Source organism: Aquimarina muelleri DSM 19832, assembly GCF_000430665.1.
In the GTDB taxonomy this organism is placed as follows: Bacteria; Bacteroidota; Bacteroidia; order Flavobacteriales; family Flavobacteriaceae; genus Aquimarina; species Aquimarina muelleri.
This window is the reverse complement of record NZ_AUML01000018.1, coordinates 76,248-94,893: the sequence shown is the minus strand read 5'-3', so window position 1 is coordinate 94,893 and position 18,646 is coordinate 76,248. Positions and strand designations below refer to the sequence as shown.

General features: G+C 31.9%; 18 protein-coding genes. All 18 read left to right on the top strand.

Annotated elements, in window-relative coordinates; all coding sequences use genetic code 11:
• Window positions 1-17: 17 nt before the first annotated feature.
• The gene (locus H527_RS0109120) at window positions 18-1,289 is read left to right on the top strand and encodes an MFS transporter (RefSeq protein WP_027412425.1); all 1,272 of its coding nucleotides are present in this window, start codon (window positions 18-20) and stop codon (window positions 1,287-1,289) included.
• Between the two features lie 24 nt (window positions 1,290-1,313).
• Window positions 1,314-2,873 carry a glycoside hydrolase family 3 protein gene (locus tag H527_RS0109115; protein ID WP_027412424.1) on the top strand — a complete coding sequence of 520 codons (1,560 nt, stop codon included), beginning with the start codon at window positions 1,314-1,316 and terminating at the stop codon, window positions 2,871-2,873.
• Between the two features lie 11 nt (window positions 2,874-2,884).
• Complete coding sequence (locus H527_RS0109110; protein WP_027412423.1) at window positions 2,885-3,961, top strand: anhydro-N-acetylmuramic acid kinase; 1,077 nt, start codon at window positions 2,885-2,887, stop codon at window positions 3,959-3,961.
• A gap of 496 nt (window positions 3,962-4,457) precedes the next feature.
• The gene (locus H527_RS0109105; protein WP_027412422.1) at window positions 4,458-4,904 is read left to right on the top strand and encodes a DinB family protein; all 447 of its coding nucleotides are present in this window, start codon (window positions 4,458-4,460) and stop codon (window positions 4,902-4,904) included.
• 221 nt (window positions 4,905-5,125) lie between these two features.
• Window positions 5,126-6,232, top strand: coding sequence for a hypothetical protein (locus H527_RS0109100; RefSeq protein WP_027412421.1), 1,107 nt, complete (start codon window positions 5,126-5,128; stop codon window positions 6,230-6,232).
• Window positions 6,233-6,694: 462 nt separating this feature from the next.
• Window positions 6,695-7,261, top strand: coding sequence for a Crp/Fnr family transcriptional regulator (locus tag H527_RS0109095; RefSeq protein ID WP_027412420.1), 567 nt, complete (start codon window positions 6,695-6,697; stop codon window positions 7,259-7,261).
• Window positions 7,262-7,339: 78 nt separating this feature from the next.
• The gene (locus tag H527_RS0109090; RefSeq protein ID WP_027412419.1) at window positions 7,340-7,897 is read left to right on the top strand and encodes a hypothetical protein; all 558 of its coding nucleotides are present in this window, start codon (window positions 7,340-7,342) and stop codon (window positions 7,895-7,897) included.
• 4 nt (window positions 7,898-7,901) lie between these two features.
• Entirely contained in the window at window positions 7,902-8,999 is a 1,098-nt protein-coding gene (locus tag H527_RS0109085; protein ID WP_035087721.1) for a DUF418 domain-containing protein, read from the top strand.
• A gap of 103 nt (window positions 9,000-9,102) precedes the next feature.
• Window positions 9,103-9,378, top strand: a complete 276-nt coding sequence (locus H527_RS0109080; RefSeq protein WP_027412417.1) for a hypothetical protein — start codon at window positions 9,103-9,105, stop codon at window positions 9,376-9,378.
• 9 nt (window positions 9,379-9,387) lie between these two features.
• Window positions 9,388-10,155: a hypothetical protein gene (locus H527_RS0109075; RefSeq protein WP_027412416.1), complete on the top strand. Its 768-nt coding sequence runs from the start codon at window positions 9,388-9,390 to the stop codon at window positions 10,153-10,155.
• A gap of 22 nt (window positions 10,156-10,177) precedes the next feature.
• Window positions 10,178-10,339 carry a hypothetical protein gene (locus H527_RS23925; protein WP_155837849.1) on the top strand — a complete coding sequence of 54 codons (162 nt, stop codon included), beginning with the start codon at window positions 10,178-10,180 and terminating at the stop codon, window positions 10,337-10,339.
• A gap of 862 nt (window positions 10,340-11,201) precedes the next feature.
• Window positions 11,202-11,810, top strand: a complete 609-nt coding sequence (gene udk, locus H527_RS0109060; RefSeq protein ID WP_027412414.1) for a uridine kinase — start codon at window positions 11,202-11,204, stop codon at window positions 11,808-11,810.
• An 84-nt stretch (window positions 11,811-11,894) separates the two neighbouring features.
• Complete coding sequence (locus tag H527_RS0109055) at window positions 11,895-12,209, top strand: FtsB family cell division protein (protein ID WP_027412413.1); 315 nt, start codon at window positions 11,895-11,897, stop codon at window positions 12,207-12,209.
• Window positions 12,202-13,578 carry a methylmalonyl-CoA mutase subunit beta gene (locus H527_RS0109050; RefSeq protein ID WP_027412412.1) on the top strand — a complete coding sequence of 459 codons (1,377 nt, stop codon included), beginning with the start codon at window positions 12,202-12,204 and terminating at the stop codon, window positions 13,576-13,578. The genes H527_RS0109055 and H527_RS0109050 overlap by 8 nt, the downstream gene beginning before the upstream one ends.
• A gap of 60 nt (window positions 13,579-13,638) precedes the next feature.
• A complete protein-coding gene (locus tag H527_RS0109045) occupies window positions 13,639-14,283 on the top strand; it encodes a hypothetical protein (RefSeq protein WP_027412411.1) in 645 nt (214 codons plus the stop codon).
• Between the two features lie 149 nt (window positions 14,284-14,432).
• Complete coding sequence (locus H527_RS0109040; RefSeq protein ID WP_027412410.1) at window positions 14,433-15,059, top strand: hypothetical protein; 627 nt, start codon at window positions 14,433-14,435, stop codon at window positions 15,057-15,059.
• Between the two features lie 121 nt (window positions 15,060-15,180).
• Window positions 15,181-17,313 carry a methylmalonyl-CoA mutase gene (gene scpA / locus H527_RS0109035; RefSeq protein ID WP_027412409.1) on the top strand — a complete coding sequence of 711 codons (2,133 nt, stop codon included), beginning with the start codon at window positions 15,181-15,183 and terminating at the stop codon, window positions 17,311-17,313.
• A gap of 68 nt (window positions 17,314-17,381) precedes the next feature.
• Window positions 17,382-18,263, top strand: a complete 882-nt coding sequence (locus H527_RS0109030) for an SDR family oxidoreductase (protein ID WP_027412408.1) — start codon at window positions 17,382-17,384, stop codon at window positions 18,261-18,263.
• The last annotated feature ends 383 nt before the right edge of the window (window positions 18,264-18,646 follow it).

The window sequence follows — 18,646 nt, the reverse complement described above, 5'->3', positions numbered from 1 at the left end:
TTCCTTAATAACCATTCATGACAGAATCTAATAAAAATAAAAATGCCTGGGCTTGGGTACCATCCTTATATTTTACAGAAGGCTTACCTTATATCATCATCATCACAGTTTCTGTAATAATGTATAAAAAATTAGGGATTAGTAATGCCGATATTGGGCTATACACCAGTTGGCTTTATTTGCCTTGGGTTATAAAACCCTTATGGAGTCCTTTTGTAGATCTTAAAAGCACTAAACGTAATTGGTTTTTAACAATGCAACTCGTTATTGCAATTGCATTTTTAGTTGTTGGGCTAACCATACCTACCAATAACTTTTTTGTATTAAGCCTTTCCTTTTTTTGGATTGCAGCTTTTGCATCTGCTACAAATGATATCGCATCTGATGGGTATTATCTAATTAGTCTTTCCGAAAAAAAACAATCTCTTTTTCTTGGTGTACGAAGCACTTTTTATCGATTAGCAATGATAACGGGGCAAGGATTAATTGTTATACTTGCTGGTTTTTTAGAAGAGTATTATGGTAGTAATCAAAAAGCATGGTCCTATACTATGATTATTACAGCTATTTTTATGATTACATTAACCTTGCTAAACCTGTTTACTACTCCAAAAGTAGAAACATTAACTAAAGCTACACAAGAAAAAGCTTTAGGATTTTTTGATGTCTTTAAAACATTTTTTCAAAAAAAACAGATTGGTATTGCTCTTGCGTTTATACTAGTATATCGTTTGGGAGAATCGCAATTGCTAAAAATGGCATCTCCGTTTTTGTTAGATCAAACAGATACTGGTGGATTAGCTTTATCGACTACTGAAGTGGGCGTTATTTATGGCACCTTCGGGATTATTGCATTGGTAATCGGAGGTATTCTAGGAGGTATTGCTATTTCTGTAAACGGATTAAAAAAATGGATGCTCCCAATGGCTCTAGCAATGAACCTTCCTAATCTATTATATGTTTTATTATCCTTCTGGAAACCATCTTCTACCCTATTTGTTACCCTAACCGTTATTGTAGAGCAATTTGGGTATGGATTTGGATTTGCCGCCTATCTTATGTTTTTGATTTATGTGGCAGAAGGGGTTTCTAAAACCTCTCATTATGCCATTGCAACAGGATTTATGGCATTAGGCGTGATGCTACCAGGTATGGTTAGCGGTTTTATTCAAGAAGCTGTAGGATATACAGGATTTTTTGTTTGGGTTGCTATTGCAGCAATCCCTGGGATTATCCTTACCAAATATATTAAATACCCCGCAACCTATGGAAAGAAAGATAAAGATTAACCTCTAAAAAGTTACACACAAACAATGAATATACCCAGCCTTTCTATAACCGAAAAAATTGGTCAATTTTTCTTTCCAGCAGCATTTATAAACGATACGGATCAAGAAGTAAAACAAATAGAACAACTTATACAAAACTATAAAATTGGCGGTCTTACTTTTTTTCATAGCAGAGCTAGTGCTGCAACAAATTTTGAAGGAAAGAAAACCGTAATTAGAAATGAAAATAGTGCGCAGCGACTGTCAGAACTTATCACCCATTACCAAAGTATCTCCTCCTCTCCTCTATTAATTAGTATAGATGCAGAATGGGGTTTGGCTATGCGGGTAGAAAACACCCCACAATATCCGTATGCGATAACCTTGGGTGCTATCCCAAAAAATCAAATACAATGGATTTATGAAGTAGGAAAACAAGTAGGGATAGATCTAAAAAACATGGGAATCCATCTTAACTTAGCTCCTGTGGCAGATGTAAATACCAATCCTAATAACCCGGTAATTGGGTACCGATCTTTTGGCGAAAACAAAGAGCAGGTTACCAATACCTCTATTGCTTTTTATAATGGTCTAAAAGCTTCAGGAATATTAGGGTGTTTCAAACACTTTCCTGGGCATGGAGATACCGAAGTAGATTCGCATTTGGGGCTTCCTATAATACATACCTCTAAACAAGATGTATACAACCAAGAGCTGTACCCATTTATAAAAGCAATCGAATCTAAAATAGACAGTATCCTGATCGGGCATTTGGCAGTCCCTTCTTTATCTCAAGGAAAAAATGTTTCTGCAACCCTTTCCAAAGATATTATAAAAGGAATACTTCGTAAAGAATTAGGTTTTGAAGGCGTAGTAATCTCGGATGCACTTAATATGCATAGCGTTTCTAAACTATACCCTGAAAAAGGAGTTCTGGAGTGGAAAGCTTTTGATGCAGGAAACGATATACTATGCTTTGCCGAACATGTAGAAGAAGGTATTCTTGCTATAGAAAAAAATGGAACTAATGCGCAAATTGAAGAAAGTTTTAGCAGAATACAAAAGCTAAAAGAAAATGCTTTTAAAGAAACCTCCTCTACTGCTGTTTTTGATTTTGAAAAAGCAACTAGTCTAAATCATGTTATTGCAAAGCAATCCATCACATATCACAAAGCAGATATAAAAAGTTTCGAAAAATTTAATACCGAAAAATTTGAAATCCTTGTTCTGGGCAGATCCACAGATTGTGTGTTTTGTGAAGAAATCAAAAAATCGAAGTACTGCACTGCTATAAAAGATATCCATAGTTCAGTATCCGAATGCACTACCAATAATGTTGGGATAGCCTTGTTTCCTCCCTCTATAAAACCGATGCAAGAATTTGGTATGAATGCCGAAATAAAAGACAGGATCCTAGAGTTAAGTAAAACAAAAAATGTAGTACTCTATCTATTTGGTAACCCTTATGCTTTACGAATATTACCAACCAAAAATATTGCAAATATAATACTTGCCTATCAGGATTTTGAAACCTTTCAGCAAGTAGCAGCACAGCATTTTATTGGACAACATAAGGCTGTCGGAAAATCTCCTGTACAACTTTAAACAGAATCTCTATGAAAAAACTATATACTGTAATCGGTTTAATGTCCGGAACCTCACTGGATGGTTTAGACATTTCTTGTTGCAAATTTGAAAATAAAGATGGGCTTTGGTCCTTCTCTATTCTTTATACAAACGCTATAGAATATACCGATTATTTAAAAAATAAGCTTAAAAACGCAATACACTTAAATACTGTCGATTTATTATCGTTTCATAATGAGTATGGAAATTGGCTTGGCAAACAGGTTAAAAAATTTATAGCTCAAAATAATCTTACGGTAGATTTTGTTGCCAGTCATGGGCATACCGTTTTTCATCAACCAGAAATTGGAGTAACCTATCAAATAGGATCTGGGCAACATCTGGCTAATGCATCTGGTCAAAAAGTTATCTGTGATTTTAGAACCAACGATGTAGATTTGGGAGGTCAAGGAGCGCCTCTGGTACCTATAGGAGATCAATTATTATTTGGCACCTATGATTTTTGTCTCAACCTAGGTGGGATTAGCAATATTTCTTTTACTATGGCAGAAAAAAGAATTGCTTACGATATTTCTCCTGCCAATATGTTACTTAATTATATTTGTGCTACTATAGGGAAAACATACGATAAAGGCGGAGAAATTGCCAAAACAGGAACCCTAAACAAGTACCTGTTAGACACCCTAAATAATTTAGAATACTATACACTACCATTTCCTAAATCTTTGGGATACGAATGGTTTATCAAAAAAATAATCCCTATTATAAACGCTACTCCAGATACTGCTCAAAATCTTTTACATACCGCAGTACATCATATTGCTACTCAAATTACTTTTGCTATTACAGATACCAAAAGTAAAAATGCGTCTTTACTGGTTACGGGTGGCGGTGCAAAAAATGATTTTCTGATAGAAGTATTAAAACAAAAACTAGGCAATTCTACTGCAGTTATAGTTCCTTCAGAAGAAATTATAGATTTTAAAGAAGCCTTGATTTTTGCCTTTATGGGCGTATTACGAGACAGAAACGAAATAAATTGTTTAAAATCTGTTACCGGTGCTCGTATAGATTCCTCTTCTGGAGTAATTTTTGAGCCTTGGTAAGGATTTGAAATAATGAACGCTCTATTTTTGAACTTCGACGCTCTTTGGATGAGGTTAGACACTCTATTTTTAAACTCCACCGCTATTTGGATAAGGTTGGACAACATCAAGATATCCTTCAAAGGTTTCCTGCGCTAATATCAAAATGAAGTTTGATAAGATCGATATACACTCCAAAGGTATCGATATGAAGTAGAGACCATCAAGATACACTTCGCAAGTATCAAGATGAGGTTCAATAATGACAAGGTGCAATTCGTAGGTTTCAAAACAGGATTCGAAGACCCTAAGATGCACCTCATAGGTTTCGATATAAAATTTAACAACTTGTTTTTCCTAAATTAAAACGGAATAAAAACACGAAAATCAACTTCTATTTATTGAAAAAAATTACCTTTGAATACACAACAAAAAAACCAATCCCTATAGCAAATTAGTCTATAACTTGTGTAAATCATGTTCCTTAAAGAACATTGAAAAATAAAGAATTAAACCAATGAATAAAGACGAATTAATAACCTTTTTTGAAAGAGACCTGAACAAATTAATCACTGAAATAGAACTCTACAAGAAGGAAGAAAATATTTGGCGAACAGAAAAAAACATCTCTAATTCCGCAGGAAATTTAACCCTACATTTAATTGGAAACTTACACACATTTATTGGAAAAGAAATTGGAAAAACAAACTATGTTAGAAATAGAGAGCTTGAATTTACGCAAAAAAATGTTCCAAGAAAAGAGTTGATTGATAGTATACATGATACCATACAAATGGCTAAAAAATCACTAAGCTCTCTTACTAACCAAGAATTGCAAAAAGAGTATCCAATCATGAAGTTTCCTAAAGTAGAAACAATTGAATATTTACTAATTCATTTGATCAATCATCTGACGTATCATCTTGGACAAATAAATTATCATAGAAGACTTATAGAGGAATAAAAAACTTACACTAGTCTGATAACTTGTAAATATTTCTTAAACCTCCTATTAGGTTTAAGATATCTAGAACCCTTATTAGAACATAGCAATACCAAAATATACACTTAAACCATAATAAATAATTTTAAATCCATTAGAAATCCCCTAGATTTGTAAGAGATATATAATGGATATATGTGTACCAGTACACATACTCTATTGTTATGCATTATTTGAACTAAATGAAGAAAACCCTCGGAAAGCCAGAAAATTGGCAAGATTTTGAATCACTTTGCAAAAAGCTTTGGGGAGAGATTTGGCAAATTCCTAATAAGATTAAAAAGAATGGGCGTTTAGGACAAGAACAAGCTGGAGTGGACGTATATGGAAAACCAAAAGGAGAAAACCAATATTGGGGAATTCAAGCTAAAGGTAAAGATGATTACACCAATGCAAAACTAACGGAATCCGAGATTACGAAAGAAATTGAAAAAGCTAAAACTTTTGAACCAAATTTAGCTGTTTATATCATTGCTTCTTCAACCAACAAAGATTCGAAAATTGAAAAATTTGTTAGAATCAAAGACATCGAAAATCAGAAAAATGGCTCATTCGAAATTCTACTTTTTTGCTGGGAGGATATAGTTGACTTAATCGAAGAAAATCCTGATACTTACAATTGGTATTTAAATGGAATTGGCCAAAAAGGGCGATTTGATTTTGACATTTCGTTTAATGATTTGCAAGAATCATTAACGTTAAATCCTATATTCGAAAAGACAATCACTAAATATAAAATGACACCTAAATCGGATTCGGAATTACTAATGGAAAGTTTAAATTCCAATCGATTGTCTTTAGATTTTTACCAAAATCTATTAAATCCGTTCGGCTCAAACAGAATTAACAAATCTTGGGTTGATTTCGAGTTAGTGATGGAAAACAAAGGTTCAATAGTTTTAGAAGATTGGCGATTAATAATAAAATTCAAAGAAGGTGTTACTCGTTTGGACAATGGTTCACCGATGTTTCCAAAGCTATCCCTAACCGAATTTATTGATGATGAAACTAAAACAATCACCTATAGACCGATTGACAATAATCCTCTGATACAAAAAGATAATCGATATTTCGAAATTTCATTATTACCAGAACCTAATTCTGAAAAAATAATTTTTGAATGGGAATTACTTGCTCGTGACTTTAATAAAAGCGGAAATGCTGAAATTCGTATTGAACCAGAGTATGTGGAAAAAATAGAATACGAAGAAGTCAACAAACAATCGGATTTAAAAGATGACAAGATTAACATTTCATACTATGTTGTTGAAAAGGAGAAAAAAAAATAATGCATAATCGTGTAGATGGCTCCGCCATCATTAGATAACGGAGTGCACCTCACACAGCTCTACTGAGTTTATCGAAGTACCACCTGCCATACGGGTCTCGTAACAGGCGGTTCACCAAATCTAAGTTTGCTCCTTATTTAAATAGTCTATTATTAGGAACGTAAGGGACTTTAGCCTCTTGGGACATTCAAATTAATTGAACTATATTTATCATTCAAGGTACAAACATTAATATAAAAGTAATAGTGTTTAATCTGCTACTGCTCTTATAATAATCGTTGGTGGCAAGTGTAGAGTAACGATAAAAACAGCATAAAATAGAATGTAAAATATATTTCTTTGATAGATAAGGAGAGGAACGCGTTACTCTCGTTAGACTTATATCACTCGGTAAAAAAGGGACAGTTTTACTCAAAGAAGGACAAAAATCGAAAGGTCTGTGTATATTTATAAAACCTCTAAATGACAAAACACATTAAAAAAATTGAAAAACTTATAGCTTCATTTGATAAAGCAACAATCGATTTGCTAAACAAGATAGAAGTAATAAAACATTTCAAAAAGGGTGATGTTCTTCTTAACGAAGGTTATATATGTAAAAACAGCTATCACATTACCAGCGGAATAGCTCGAAAATATTACTTAAAGGAAGGGAAAGAAGTTATCACAGATTTCTATTTTGCAGATGATATAGCAGTTGCTTTTAATAGCTATACCTTTCAACAACCAAGTAATGAATTTATTGACTGTATAACTGATGTAGAAGTTAAAGTAACCCAAAAACAGGATTGGGAAAAAGCTAAAGTAAATTTTCCTAAACTTATAAAACTTGATTTGCTATTAACAGAAATACATGCAGCGGCGTTAGAAGAAGATATGCATGACTTAAGATTACTTAACGCTACTGAAAGGTATCAAAAACTGCTATCAATTGCCCCAGAACTACTAAAACATATTAAACTTCAGCATATTGCATCCTATCTAAATATCTCATTAGAAACACTAAGTCGTATTAGAGCAAAAATTTAATTATTTGATGTAAGTCAAATTTTATGCTTTGGCTTTGGCTTTATTTTGCTTCATGATTTTTTAATAAAAAAGAATGATATGCGACATGCAAAATATTTTATTTACGTTACGCTCTTTTCCTTACTTCCTTTGTCTGTTTTTAGTCAAAAAAAGTTAGATACATTGTTGATAAATCAATTACACATGATTACCTATAAGCATGTCGTAAATAGAAATTATCAAAGCACTTCTATACAATATCGAGAATTTCAGAAAGAAACAAAAGAGTTTGTTATCCCTATTACATTAAGTTTTGGGAGTACAAATATAGATGGTAGCTTTTTAGAGAAAAAAAACATAAAAGATGTAGACACCTATTCGCTTGGGTTTGGTTTCGATGGCTATGAACACTTAGGTGGTGGATTTTATTTTAACCTTGGATTGGGAGGATGCATAGGAGCAGAATCGATTGAACGAATTTCTACTGATAAAAATACTCGATTTCTGATCGGAGGAAATGCATCAACCGGACTTCTTTATGTGCCATTCAATGATTTAGGATTCGTAATAGGGTTTAATATTATAGGTAAACTTTCCAATTCAAAAGTGCTTAACCACTCCATAGGTTTTGGTATTGAAGGAGGATTAAATTTTTAATTTGATGCAATACAATATAAAAAAACAATCTGTGCGCATTTCTGGGATTGATTTAGCAAGAGCTTTAGCTGTTATCGGAATGATAATAGTGAACTTTAAAGTTGTATTTGGTCAGCAAGGGTCGAGCTGGCTAAAATTCATCATAAATATTTTTGACGGTAAGGCTGCCGCAACATTTGTGGTTTTAGCAGGAGTTGGGCTTGCTTTAATGACAAATACTGCATTGAGAAATAATGACAGCCAAAAGTTAAAAATTATTCGAATAAAAATATTTAAAAGAGCACTATTCCTATTTATTCTAGGGCTTACATATATACTAGTTTGGCCAGCAGATATACTGCATTTTTACAGTATTTATATGCTTATAATACTTCTTTTATCAAAAAGAAATGAAAAAGTAATTTTAATATCATTAATTGTATTCATCTTTATTTACCCATTACTCATTAGCTTTTGGGATTATAAAACAGGATGGAATTTTGACACTTTAGAGTATCTCGATTTTTGGACATTTAATGGTTTTTTCAGAAACTTATTTTTAAATGGTTTTCACCCAGTAATTCCTTGGGTTTCTTTTATGCTTTTTGGCTTTTGGTTTGGTAAACAGGATTTGAAAAACGACCGATTTATCAAAAAAGCATTTTGGGTTAGCTCAATAGCTTTTATAGTAATTCAAATTTTATCATACGCATCCATTTCTATTTTATCAAAAGGAAACGAACAATCTGTAAGTGAGTTAACAGAAATTATTGGAACAAGCCCAATGCCGCCATTACCAATTTATATGCTTAATGGAATTGCAATTTCCATATCAATAATATCAACTTGTATCATAATTGGAAAAAGATATCCAACGAACAGAATAATTTTAGCGCTTAATAAAACAGGACAATTAGCTCTTACTTTTTATGTGGCACACGTAATTGTTGGTATGGGGATAATTGAGTTACTTAACCCAGAAAAAATGGGGGATTATCCTATAGTATTTTCAGTATCTTATGCTTTAGTATTCAGCCTATTGTGCGTTTTATTTGCTACATATTGGTTAAAGAATAGAAAAAATGGACCAGTTGAATGGTTAATGAAAAGAATAATTGGATAGAAAAACTGGCTACAGTCGAGTAGGAAAACCAAAATTATGTACATTTAAATAAGTATTTAGGTTGTTTTAAGACAAACTGCCGTTAGGCAACATAGAAACAAAAATGAATCTACAAAAACTAGATGGTGAAATTATATTGCGAGTCATAGTAATATTTATTATTGGTGTAGTTTATGGAATACTTGATAGAAGAAAATTTAAAGCCACATATGGAGATAAAGAGACTTTAATTTGTTTGGATGTAATTATTATAGATGAAACCGTAGAGTATTTTAAAGAGAATATAGACCAAAAGTTAATTGTATTAGAACGTGCTTTAGATACCACGAAAAAATGGAATTTAAAACACGCTATGGGAGATAAGTTTAATGCCTTTTAAAATAAAAAAATGAGTAATAAAGTAATTGATTTGTTTGGAAACAACAAAATTGTTCCTAATACAGGTGTTAAGTATTCAAAATTATTAGAGCAATTTATGAATCCATTTATGGATGATTTTAAAGATTATGAATTCATAGAAGATATTCTTGATTTTGCAATTAATGCTTGGAACACGGCTAATATAAATAGTATTATTCCAAGTGAAAATATTGAAAAAACAATGAATTCAATTGAACAAAATAAAGAAGATGTTCTATTGCTAAAAAGAATGGTAGCCCACAAGGAAGAGAAATTCAAAGCGTATACAAATTTTATAGTAGATTTTGAATTAAAAGAAGTAAACGATGGTGGAGACCCTATACTAAGTGTCGTGACCCAAGAGGAAGAATCATATTTAGCCAATATAGTCAATACAAACGAAGAAAATAATCTGCACGCTCAAGAAGATTTTGAAGAAAACTATATAAACCGAAGTGCATTTATTATAAAACCAAAACAACCATTTATAGATTGGCTCAATAATTTATATCCTGATAGTAAAATGGATGAGATAGATGTTGATATATATCTGGTTAATGACACTATAAACGATTTAGAAAGATTTCTTGAAAAGAAATTCGATAAGTTATTTACAATGGTATTACACGATTGGCATACCAACAAAAAAGAATGGCCTCAAAAACGTAATTACAAAATGTTTAAACAATGGTTTCGAGTTGAAATATCAGAAACGATTTACGATTTAGAGAAACAGCCTATCTTAAAATCAGAATAATTAGCCCTTTTACATCTAAACAATGAAAATACAATTAAACGAATTTGAGCAACTCATTAATGAAAAAATACTAAAAAGAGGTTTATCCTATTTTAAAGGTGATGCAATAACTAATTTTACAGAAATTTCAAATAGAGAACATGAAGCCATTGTTCCTGACTCAGAAGAATATACTATTCAATAAAAATTGGCAACAACATTATTACCCAACATAAAAAAAAGGGTTACTCCTGTCCATAATGGACTTGCACTGGATGAATTATTTATCTTCAACACATAAAAAGATGCCCATGCCAGATACACACGGTGTATAAAATATAGGGTGGTCAATACTAAACGTTTAACCCCTAAGAGCCTATCATGGGTCTTTTTGACCTTCCCGAGCGTCTTTTTGACGAAGTATTTAACTAACGGTCTTGAAATTTTAACCCAGCTTGTTAAATTTTTAACCTCGGTTATTGAAATTTCAACTCTGCTCTTTAAAATTTCAGCCTCCATAGCTAAACGTTTAGCTTATGGAGTGAAACGGAGCGTCTTTTTGACCCAACAGAAGGTGTTTGGGAAGAAAACAGCAAAGGTAATGTGTTGTTTGAACAAACCACTACAAACGTTAAGTTTAACAATTGGTTTAAAAAAGAAGCATTAGCCAAATAAAGCCTACATAAACATATTTTAAACTCTTTTTTTGATTTAGCCAATTTGAATTATGTTTTAAAGCTCATCTTTGTGATGAGCTTTTTGATATTGTATTTATAATCAAAATTCAAATCTAAAATAATTGTAGCTACAAAATATCAAAAAATATTTTCATAGAAATAAGAAACTACTTTTCTCAAGAGCTTACAATTTCTTCACATCCATAAGTATAAAAACATCATTTTTTGAATTAAGTATAGAAAAACTACTATCTATTTCTATTCTATAACCAGAGAAAAAAGAACATTTTATTAGTATAAATTCAGTAAACAAATAATATATACTAAAAACTCATAAACACATCCTCTTTAAAACTCAAAAACAATCTTTAAATTTGCAAAAAAATCAGAATGCTAATTATCGGAATTGCTGGAGGAACTGGCTGTGGTAAAACAACTGTTGTAAATCAAATTGTAAATGAGCTACCAGACAACGAAGTATGTGTTATCTCTCAAGACTCATACTATAAAAACACTAGCCACCTAACTTATGATGAGAGAGTTAAAATCAACTTTGATCATCCCCAATCTATTGATTTTGATTTATTATGCGAGCACTTAAAAGAACTTAGAAAAGGAAAAACTATAGAACAGCCTGTATACTCATTTGTAGAGCATAATAGAACTAACAAAACAGTTACTACCAAACCTAGCAAGGTGATTATTGTAGAAGGAATTTTAATACTTACCAATCCAAAAATTAGAGATATGTTTGATATTAAAATATACGTACAAACCGATAGTGACGAGCGATTAATACGTCGATTAAAAAGAGATATTGTGGAGCGCGGTAGAGATATAGATGAAGTTTTAGATCGATACCAAAACACCCTAAAGCCAATGCACCAACAATTTATAGATCCAACTAAGGAATTTGCAGATCTTATTATACCAAACAATAATTATAATAATGTAGCCATTGATATTGTACGTACTATTATCAAAGAACGCTTGAATTAACTTTTGTACCTTTACCCCCAATATTATTATCTATTAAATTTGAAGTTAAAACAACATTTTCAAAAATTAAAAAACAAACCGGTAATGATACCGATATTTGCTGTATTTCTAAATAAATATCTGTTTATCATCTTATTATTCGTTATTTGGATGCTGTTTCTAGACACAAATTCATGGCTGATTCACAGAGAGTTAGATCAAGAAATCCAAGAACTTAATGATAATAAAAAGTATTACATAAAAGAGATTGTAAAAGATCAAAAAGATATTAAAATTTTAAAAGACAGTAATGAACTTGAAAAATTTGCACGAGAAGAATATTTTATGAAACGTGATGATGAAGAAATATACATCATCGAATACGAAGACAGTGTACCTAAAAACAAAAATGATGACTAAATCCTTATTTAATAGTTTTGAAGACGTTTCTTCAAAACAATGGAAACAAAAAATTCAGTTTGACCTTAAAGGTGCAGATTATAATGAAGCATTAATATATAAATCTCTAGAAGGGATTGATATTAAACCTTTTTATAATCAAGAAGATATTACAGACATAAAAAATGAAGTTTCACACCCTTCTACATGGAGAAACTCTATAAAAATAATAGTAGACCAAGCCAGTAACAGCAACCAAAAAGCACTAAAAGAAATTAAAAGAGGAGCAGAAAGCATTCATTTTATAATATCTAATGAACAAATCGACCCAAATGATCTTTTATTAAACATTCCTTCTGATATTTCTATATATTTAGAAACAGATTTCCTTTCTTCTACATATATTCAAAAACTTAATGAACATGCCAAAGAAACACATCTTGACATTTATCTCCTAACAGATATTATTGGCAACTTAGCAAAAACAGGTAATTGGTATGATAATTTAACTACGGATCACACACTATTAAATACAATAACTACAAACTCAAACCTCAAAAGCACTATAAGTATTAATCTTGACTTGTATCAAAATGCAGGAGCTACTATGGTACAGCAGCTTGCCTATGGGTTAGGGCATGCTAATGAGTATTTACATCATTTTGAATCCAACTCTATTACTACTTTAAAAAATACAATACCCGTATTTAAAGTCGCCGTTGGAGGAAACTACTTTTTTGAAATTGCTAAACTAAGAGCTTTAAGAATATTATGGAGTGCTTTGGCTTTAGAGTATGATGTAATACCAGAATGTCATATAATAGCATATCCATCACACAGAAACAAAACCATTCTGGACTATAATGTTAATATGCTACGCACTACTACAGAATGTATGAGTGCTATATTAGGTGGTGCAGATACTATACAAAATATACCGTATGATGATATTTATCATCTCGAAAATGATTTCGGAACCCGAATTTCATTAAATCAGCTTTTAATTTTGAAAAATGAAAGCTACTTTAACTTAGTTTCTAACCCAGCTTCTGGATCTTATTATATAGAGAGTTTAACCAACCAGATAGCAGAAAAAGCTTTAGAGTTATTTAAAAACATAGAAGAAGGTGGTGGTTTTTTACACCAATTAAAATCAGGTATCATTCAAAAGAAAATAAAGGAAAGTGCCGAAAAAGAACAGGAGTTATTTGATAATGAAAAAATCATATTAACTGGATCTAATAAATATCAAAATTCTGAAGAGCACATCCCTAGTTTTCAAAAAGTTGTATTCCCAGAGAAAAAAATACGAAAAACATTATTATCCCCAATTATAACAACCAGATTAACACAAAAAATAGAAGCTAAAATTAAAACAACGACAACATAACTCATTAATTTTTCGTAACTTAAGGGAAATATTGTGTTTTCATAATTAATTTTTCAATTCATGTTCGAGAAAATTAAGCATAAAATTTTACTATTTTTGGTAGCATTATCTATTAGTACTATAAGTAGTTCTCAAACTAGTAACAAAAAATTTAATTGTCTTAGTATAGATACTATGGGATTGCTAAAAAAGTCATTCGACTCTTTTGAAAAAGATTTATTTAACCATTATGAATTCAATAACGATTCTATAAAAACATATCGAACATTTCTTACAGAGCTATACAGCCTATCTATAAATCTCCGAAAGCTACCATCAGACACTTCTATCGAATTAGCACGTATGTTTAAGAAAAAAGCAAAAGACAAAAGCTCTCTTTGGGTTTTACTAAGTACATACGACGATCAAATGGAAGCTTCTAAGGAAACTTCTACCCCAAAAACAGATACAAAAAATGAAGAAGAGATAATGACTTTTAATTATCGCGGAGGTTTTATACAATGCTTAAAAAATAATAGCTCTAGTAATAGCTTTAAAGATATTATTAATACTTTAGAATATGATGGTAATGTTAGTCCATCCTTAATTGCACAAAGGCTTCATGACTTACCAACCAAAGAACTTAACTCCCCTGAGGTAAAAAATTTTATAGCATTTGATATCTATTACTCGATACTATTAATAATCGAAAAAGCATTTAAATAAATTACACTTAAAACAAAACACAAGTAACAAAATGTGTGTTTTTAACCAAAAAAACACAAGGAAACGTTAATGTTTACAAACTTATTGTTAACTTCACTCCTTTATTTGATAAATTGAATTTATAAATTAATATAACTAAATCTAAATCAATGCCCCTAAAGATTAGATCTAGAATCATTGCTATATGCTTATGTATATGTATAAATAATACGTTCTCACAGTCTGTTGTTAATTGTCTTAACGTAGATGAAACAGGTATTATAAAAAAGGCTTATGATTCTTTTGAAAAAGACTTATTTACTCATTACAAGTTTGGTACTGACTCTATAAAAACGTACAGAACTTTCCTAGCCGAAGTCGCTAGTCTATCCATTGATCTCAAAAAACTCCCTTCTAGTAATTCTATCCAATTAGCTAGAGATTTTAAAAAAATAGCAAATACAAAAAATTCTCTTTGGATCAAACTTAGTGAATACGAAAATAAGGAGACTATAAAAAGTTCTACTCCTTCTTCTAATAAAAAAAATGAAAAAGAGATTCTAATCTTTAATTACAGAGGTGGTTTTATTCAATGTCTTAAAAATACTAGTGATAGTGATGATTTTAAAGAGATTATCACCACATTAGAAGAAGATGGAAACGTTAGCACTTCATTAGTCTCTCAAAGAGTTTATTACATCCCTGATAAAGAATTTTGCGCTATAGAGGTTAAAAATTTTATAGCTTTTGATATTTACTATTCTATTTTGATGGTTATAGAAAAAGCATTTGAATGATTTTTTTGCTTTTTTACTAAAAACTTATATTCGAACTTTACTTTTTTTAATAAAAAATCATTTTTAAAACCTTAATTTTATAACCTTATTAATTCATCATTTAGAAATGAGGCTTTAAGTAATGACTAGAAAAGACGTACAACACATCCAATTACCTAAAAAAGCTACTTTAAACAGACAGCAAAAAAGTACCGTATTTACAACATCTGAGGGAATTGATATAAAATCCAATTATATCAAAGAGGATCTTAATACTATAGATCATCTTAACTTCTCCGCAGGAATTGCTCCGTATTTGCGAGGTCCATACTCTACTATGTATGTTCGTAGACCTTGGACCATACGCCAATACGCAGGGTTTTCTACTGCCGAAGAAAGCAATGCTTTTTATCGCAGAAACCTTGCTGCAGGACAAAAAGGGCTATCTGTTGCTTTTGATTTAGCAACACATCGCGGATATGACAGTGATCATGAACGAGTATTTGGAGATGTTGGTATGGCAGGAGTTGCAATCGATAGTGTAGAAGACATGAAAGTACTATTCGATCAAATTCCATTAGATAAAATGTCTGTTTCTATGACTATGAACGGTGCTGTTTTACCTATCATGGCATTTTATATTGTGGCCGCAGAAGAACAAGGAGTAGATAAAAAATTACTTTCTGGAACTATCCAAAATGACATTCTAAAAGAATTTATGGTGCGTAACACTTATGTGTATCCTCCTACTCCATCTATGCGAATAATTGGAGACATCTTTGAATACTGTTCTGCGCACATGCCCAAATTTAACCCTATTAGCATTTCGGGGTACCATATGCAAGAAGCAGGTGCAACATGTGATATCGAATTAGCATATACTCTGGCAGATGGTTTAGAGTATATTCGAAAAGGACTAGAAGCAGGAATGGATGTTGATGCTTTTGCCCCTCGATTATCTTTCTTTTGGGCAATTGGCATGAATCATTTTATGGAAATAGCCAAAATGCGTGCTGCACGTATGCTTTGGGCAAAACTGATTCAGCAATTTAATCCAAAAAATCCAAAATCTTTAATGCTGCGCACCCATTGTCAAACTAGTGGATGGAGCCTTACTGCACAAGACCCGTTTAACAATGTTGCTCGTACTTGTATAGAAGCTAGTGCAGCCGCATTTGGAGGCACACAAAGCTTACATACCAATGCACTTGACGAAGCTATTGCATTGCCTACAGATTTTTCTGCAAGAATTGCAAGAAATACACAAATATATCTACAAGAAGAAACCCAAATTACTCGTACAGTAGACCCTTGGGCAGGAAGTTACTATGTAGAATCTTTAACTAAAGAAATTGCCAATAAAGCTTGGAAACTTATTGAAGAAGTAGAAGGACTAGGTGGAATGACAAAAGCAATTGAAGCAGGAATCCCAAAAATGCGAATTGAAGAAGCTGCCGCTCGAAAACAAGCCAGAATCGATAGTGAGCAAGATATTATTATAGGAGTTAATAAATTTAAATTAGAAGAAGAAGAGGCTATTAGCACCTTAAAAGTAGATAACCAAGCCGTAAGAATACAACAAATAGAAGGGCTTAACAAAGTAAAAGCTTCCCGAGATGAGAATGCAGTACAAAATGCGTTAAATAATTTAACTCTGGCAGCAACTGATGATAATAAAAATTTACTAGCTTTAGCAGTAGAAGCAGCAAGACTAAGAGCTACTCTAGGAGAAATTAGTGATGCCTTAGAAAAAAAGTTTGGTAGATTTAAAGCAGAAATCAAATCATTTACAGGAGTGTACTCAAAAGAAATAAAAAACGACGAATCCTTCCACAAAGCCCAAGAACTAGCAAATAAATATGCAGATCTAGAAGGTAGAAGACCTAGAATAATGATTGCTAAAATGGGGCAAGATGGTCATGATCGTGGTGCAAAAGTAGTTGCGACCAGTTATGCTGATATAGGTTTTGATGTAGATATAGGCCCTTTATTTCAAACCCCGTCTGAAGCTGCAAAACAAGCTGTAGAAAATGACGTCCATATTATAGGAGTATCCTCTCTTGCAGGAGGACACAAAACCCTTGTGCCACAGATAGTAGAAGAGCTAAAAAAATATGGCAGAGAAGATATTATGATTATTGTAGGTGGAGTAATACCCCCAGATGATTACCAACATCTGTTTGATGCAGGAGCAGTTGCTATATTTGGCCCAGGAACAAAAATTAGTGATGCTGCAATTACCATACTAGAAATTTTAATTTCTACTTTCGAATAGGTACTAAAAAAACTATGCATGCATAGTTTTTTTAGTACCTTAGCAAAACATCATTTTATAATATACTTATGAGTTATACAGACAAAATGCTTCGTGATGGAGCACTAAAAGGAAAAAACATAGTGGTTACCGGTGGCGGTAGCGGGCTAGGAAAATCTATGACCAGATATTTCTTAGAACTGGGAGCTAATGTAGCTATTACTTCTAGAGATCTGGAAAAACTACAAAACACCGCAAAAGAACTTGAATCTGAAACAGGAGGAACTTGTTTACCGGTACAATGTGATGTAAGAGAATATGATCAGGTAGAAGCAATGAGAGACAAGGTTTTAGAAACCTTCGGATCGGTAGATGTATTATTAAATAATGCCGCAGGAAATTTTATATCTCCTACAGAGCGCTTATCCCATCGTGCATTTGACATAATAATAGACATTGTACTTAAAGGTACCAAAAACTGTACATTAGCTTTTGGTAAGCATTGGATTGATAGTAAATATAAAAATACAGTAGTTTTAAATATCGTAACTACCTATGCATGGACAGGATCTGCTTATGTAGTACCAAGTGCCAGTGCAAAAGCAGGAGTTTTAGCAATGACAAGATCCTTAGCTGTAGAATGGGCTAAGTACGGAATGCGTTTTAACGCAATAGCTCCAGGGCCATTCCCTACAAAAGGAGCATGGGATCGTTTATTGCCAGGAGATTTAAAAGACAAGATTGATATGGCAAAGCAAGTTCCTTTAGCACGAGTGGGAGACCATCAAGAGTTAGCTAATCTTGCCGCTTATTTAGTATCAGATTTTTCTGCTTATGTTAATGGAGAAGTAGTAACTTTAGATGGTGGTGAATGGCTAAAAGGTGCTGGACAATTTAATCTTTTGGAGCAAATTCCTGAAGCAATGTGGGATCAATTAGAAGCTATGATTAGAGCTAAAAAAAATAAATAACAAATTTCGATTCCTATTATAAAAAAATCATCCAGATATCTGGATGATTTTTTTATATATTTTAATTTCTAAGCACATACAAAACTTACGATATTAAGTTAACATTTTATCTTTTCTAAACATATACACTAAATACTAAAATAACTAATGAATTATAAAACAACACTCTTATTATTCAGTAAAATACTCTATATCAAATTACTACACAAAAATAATAAATAAAATAGGATGTTTTAGGGATTATCAAATATGGATTAACCTTTTCAGAACCGCAAAAATAGATCTTAAAATTAGAGTATAACTTTAGTTTTTATACAAAACTATACCTATGTCTAAAAAAAATTTATCAACAATTATAAAGGCACGTAAGACCATCCATACAG

What these genes read in the sequence shown, in the direction of transcription:
- H527_RS0109115 (WP_027412424.1), top strand. Translation starts at nt 1,314, where the DNA reads ATGAATATACCCAGCCTTTCTATAACCGAAAAAATTGGTCAATTTTTC.
- H527_RS0109090 (WP_027412419.1), top strand. Translation starts at nt 7,340, where the DNA reads ATGCGACATGCAAAATATTTTATTTACGTTACGCTCTTTTCCTTACTT.
- H527_RS0109105 (WP_027412422.1), top strand. Translation starts at nt 4,458, where the DNA reads ATGAATAAAGACGAATTAATAACCTTTTTTGAAAGAGACCTGAACAAA.
- H527_RS0109110 (WP_027412423.1), top strand. Translation starts at nt 2,885, where the DNA reads ATGAAAAAACTATATACTGTAATCGGTTTAATGTCCGGAACCTCACTG.
- H527_RS0109030 (WP_027412408.1), top strand. Translation starts at nt 17,382, where the DNA reads ATGAGTTATACAGACAAAATGCTTCGTGATGGAGCACTAAAAGGAAAA.
- H527_RS0109045 (WP_027412411.1), top strand. Translation starts at nt 13,639, where the DNA reads ATGTTCGAGAAAATTAAGCATAAAATTTTACTATTTTTGGTAGCATTA.
- H527_RS0109085 (WP_035087721.1), top strand. Translation starts at nt 7,902, where the DNA reads ATGCAATACAATATAAAAAAACAATCTGTGCGCATTTCTGGGATTGAT.
- udk (WP_027412414.1), top strand. Translation starts at nt 11,202, where the DNA reads ATGCTAATTATCGGAATTGCTGGAGGAACTGGCTGTGGTAAAACAACT.
- H527_RS23925 (WP_155837849.1), top strand. Translation starts at nt 10,178, where the DNA reads ATGAAAATACAATTAAACGAATTTGAGCAACTCATTAATGAAAAAATA.
- H527_RS0109050 (WP_027412412.1), top strand. Translation starts at nt 12,202, where the DNA reads ATGACTAAATCCTTATTTAATAGTTTTGAAGACGTTTCTTCAAAACAA.
- H527_RS0109095 (WP_027412420.1), top strand. Translation starts at nt 6,695, where the DNA reads ATGACAAAACACATTAAAAAAATTGAAAAACTTATAGCTTCATTTGAT.
- scpA (WP_027412409.1), top strand. Translation starts at nt 15,181, where the DNA reads ATGACTAGAAAAGACGTACAACACATCCAATTACCTAAAAAAGCTACT.
- H527_RS0109120 (WP_027412425.1), top strand. Translation starts at nt 18, where the DNA reads ATGACAGAATCTAATAAAAATAAAAATGCCTGGGCTTGGGTACCATCC.
- H527_RS0109055 (WP_027412413.1), top strand. Translation starts at nt 11,895, where the DNA reads ATGATACCGATATTTGCTGTATTTCTAAATAAATATCTGTTTATCATC.
- H527_RS0109040 (WP_027412410.1), top strand. Translation starts at nt 14,433, where the DNA reads ATGCCCCTAAAGATTAGATCTAGAATCATTGCTATATGCTTATGTATA.
- H527_RS0109075 (WP_027412416.1), top strand. Translation starts at nt 9,388, where the DNA reads ATGAGTAATAAAGTAATTGATTTGTTTGGAAACAACAAAATTGTTCCT.
- H527_RS0109100 (WP_027412421.1), top strand. Translation starts at nt 5,126, where the DNA reads ATGAAGAAAACCCTCGGAAAGCCAGAAAATTGGCAAGATTTTGAATCA.
- H527_RS0109080 (WP_027412417.1), top strand. Translation starts at nt 9,103, where the DNA reads ATGAATCTACAAAAACTAGATGGTGAAATTATATTGCGAGTCATAGTA.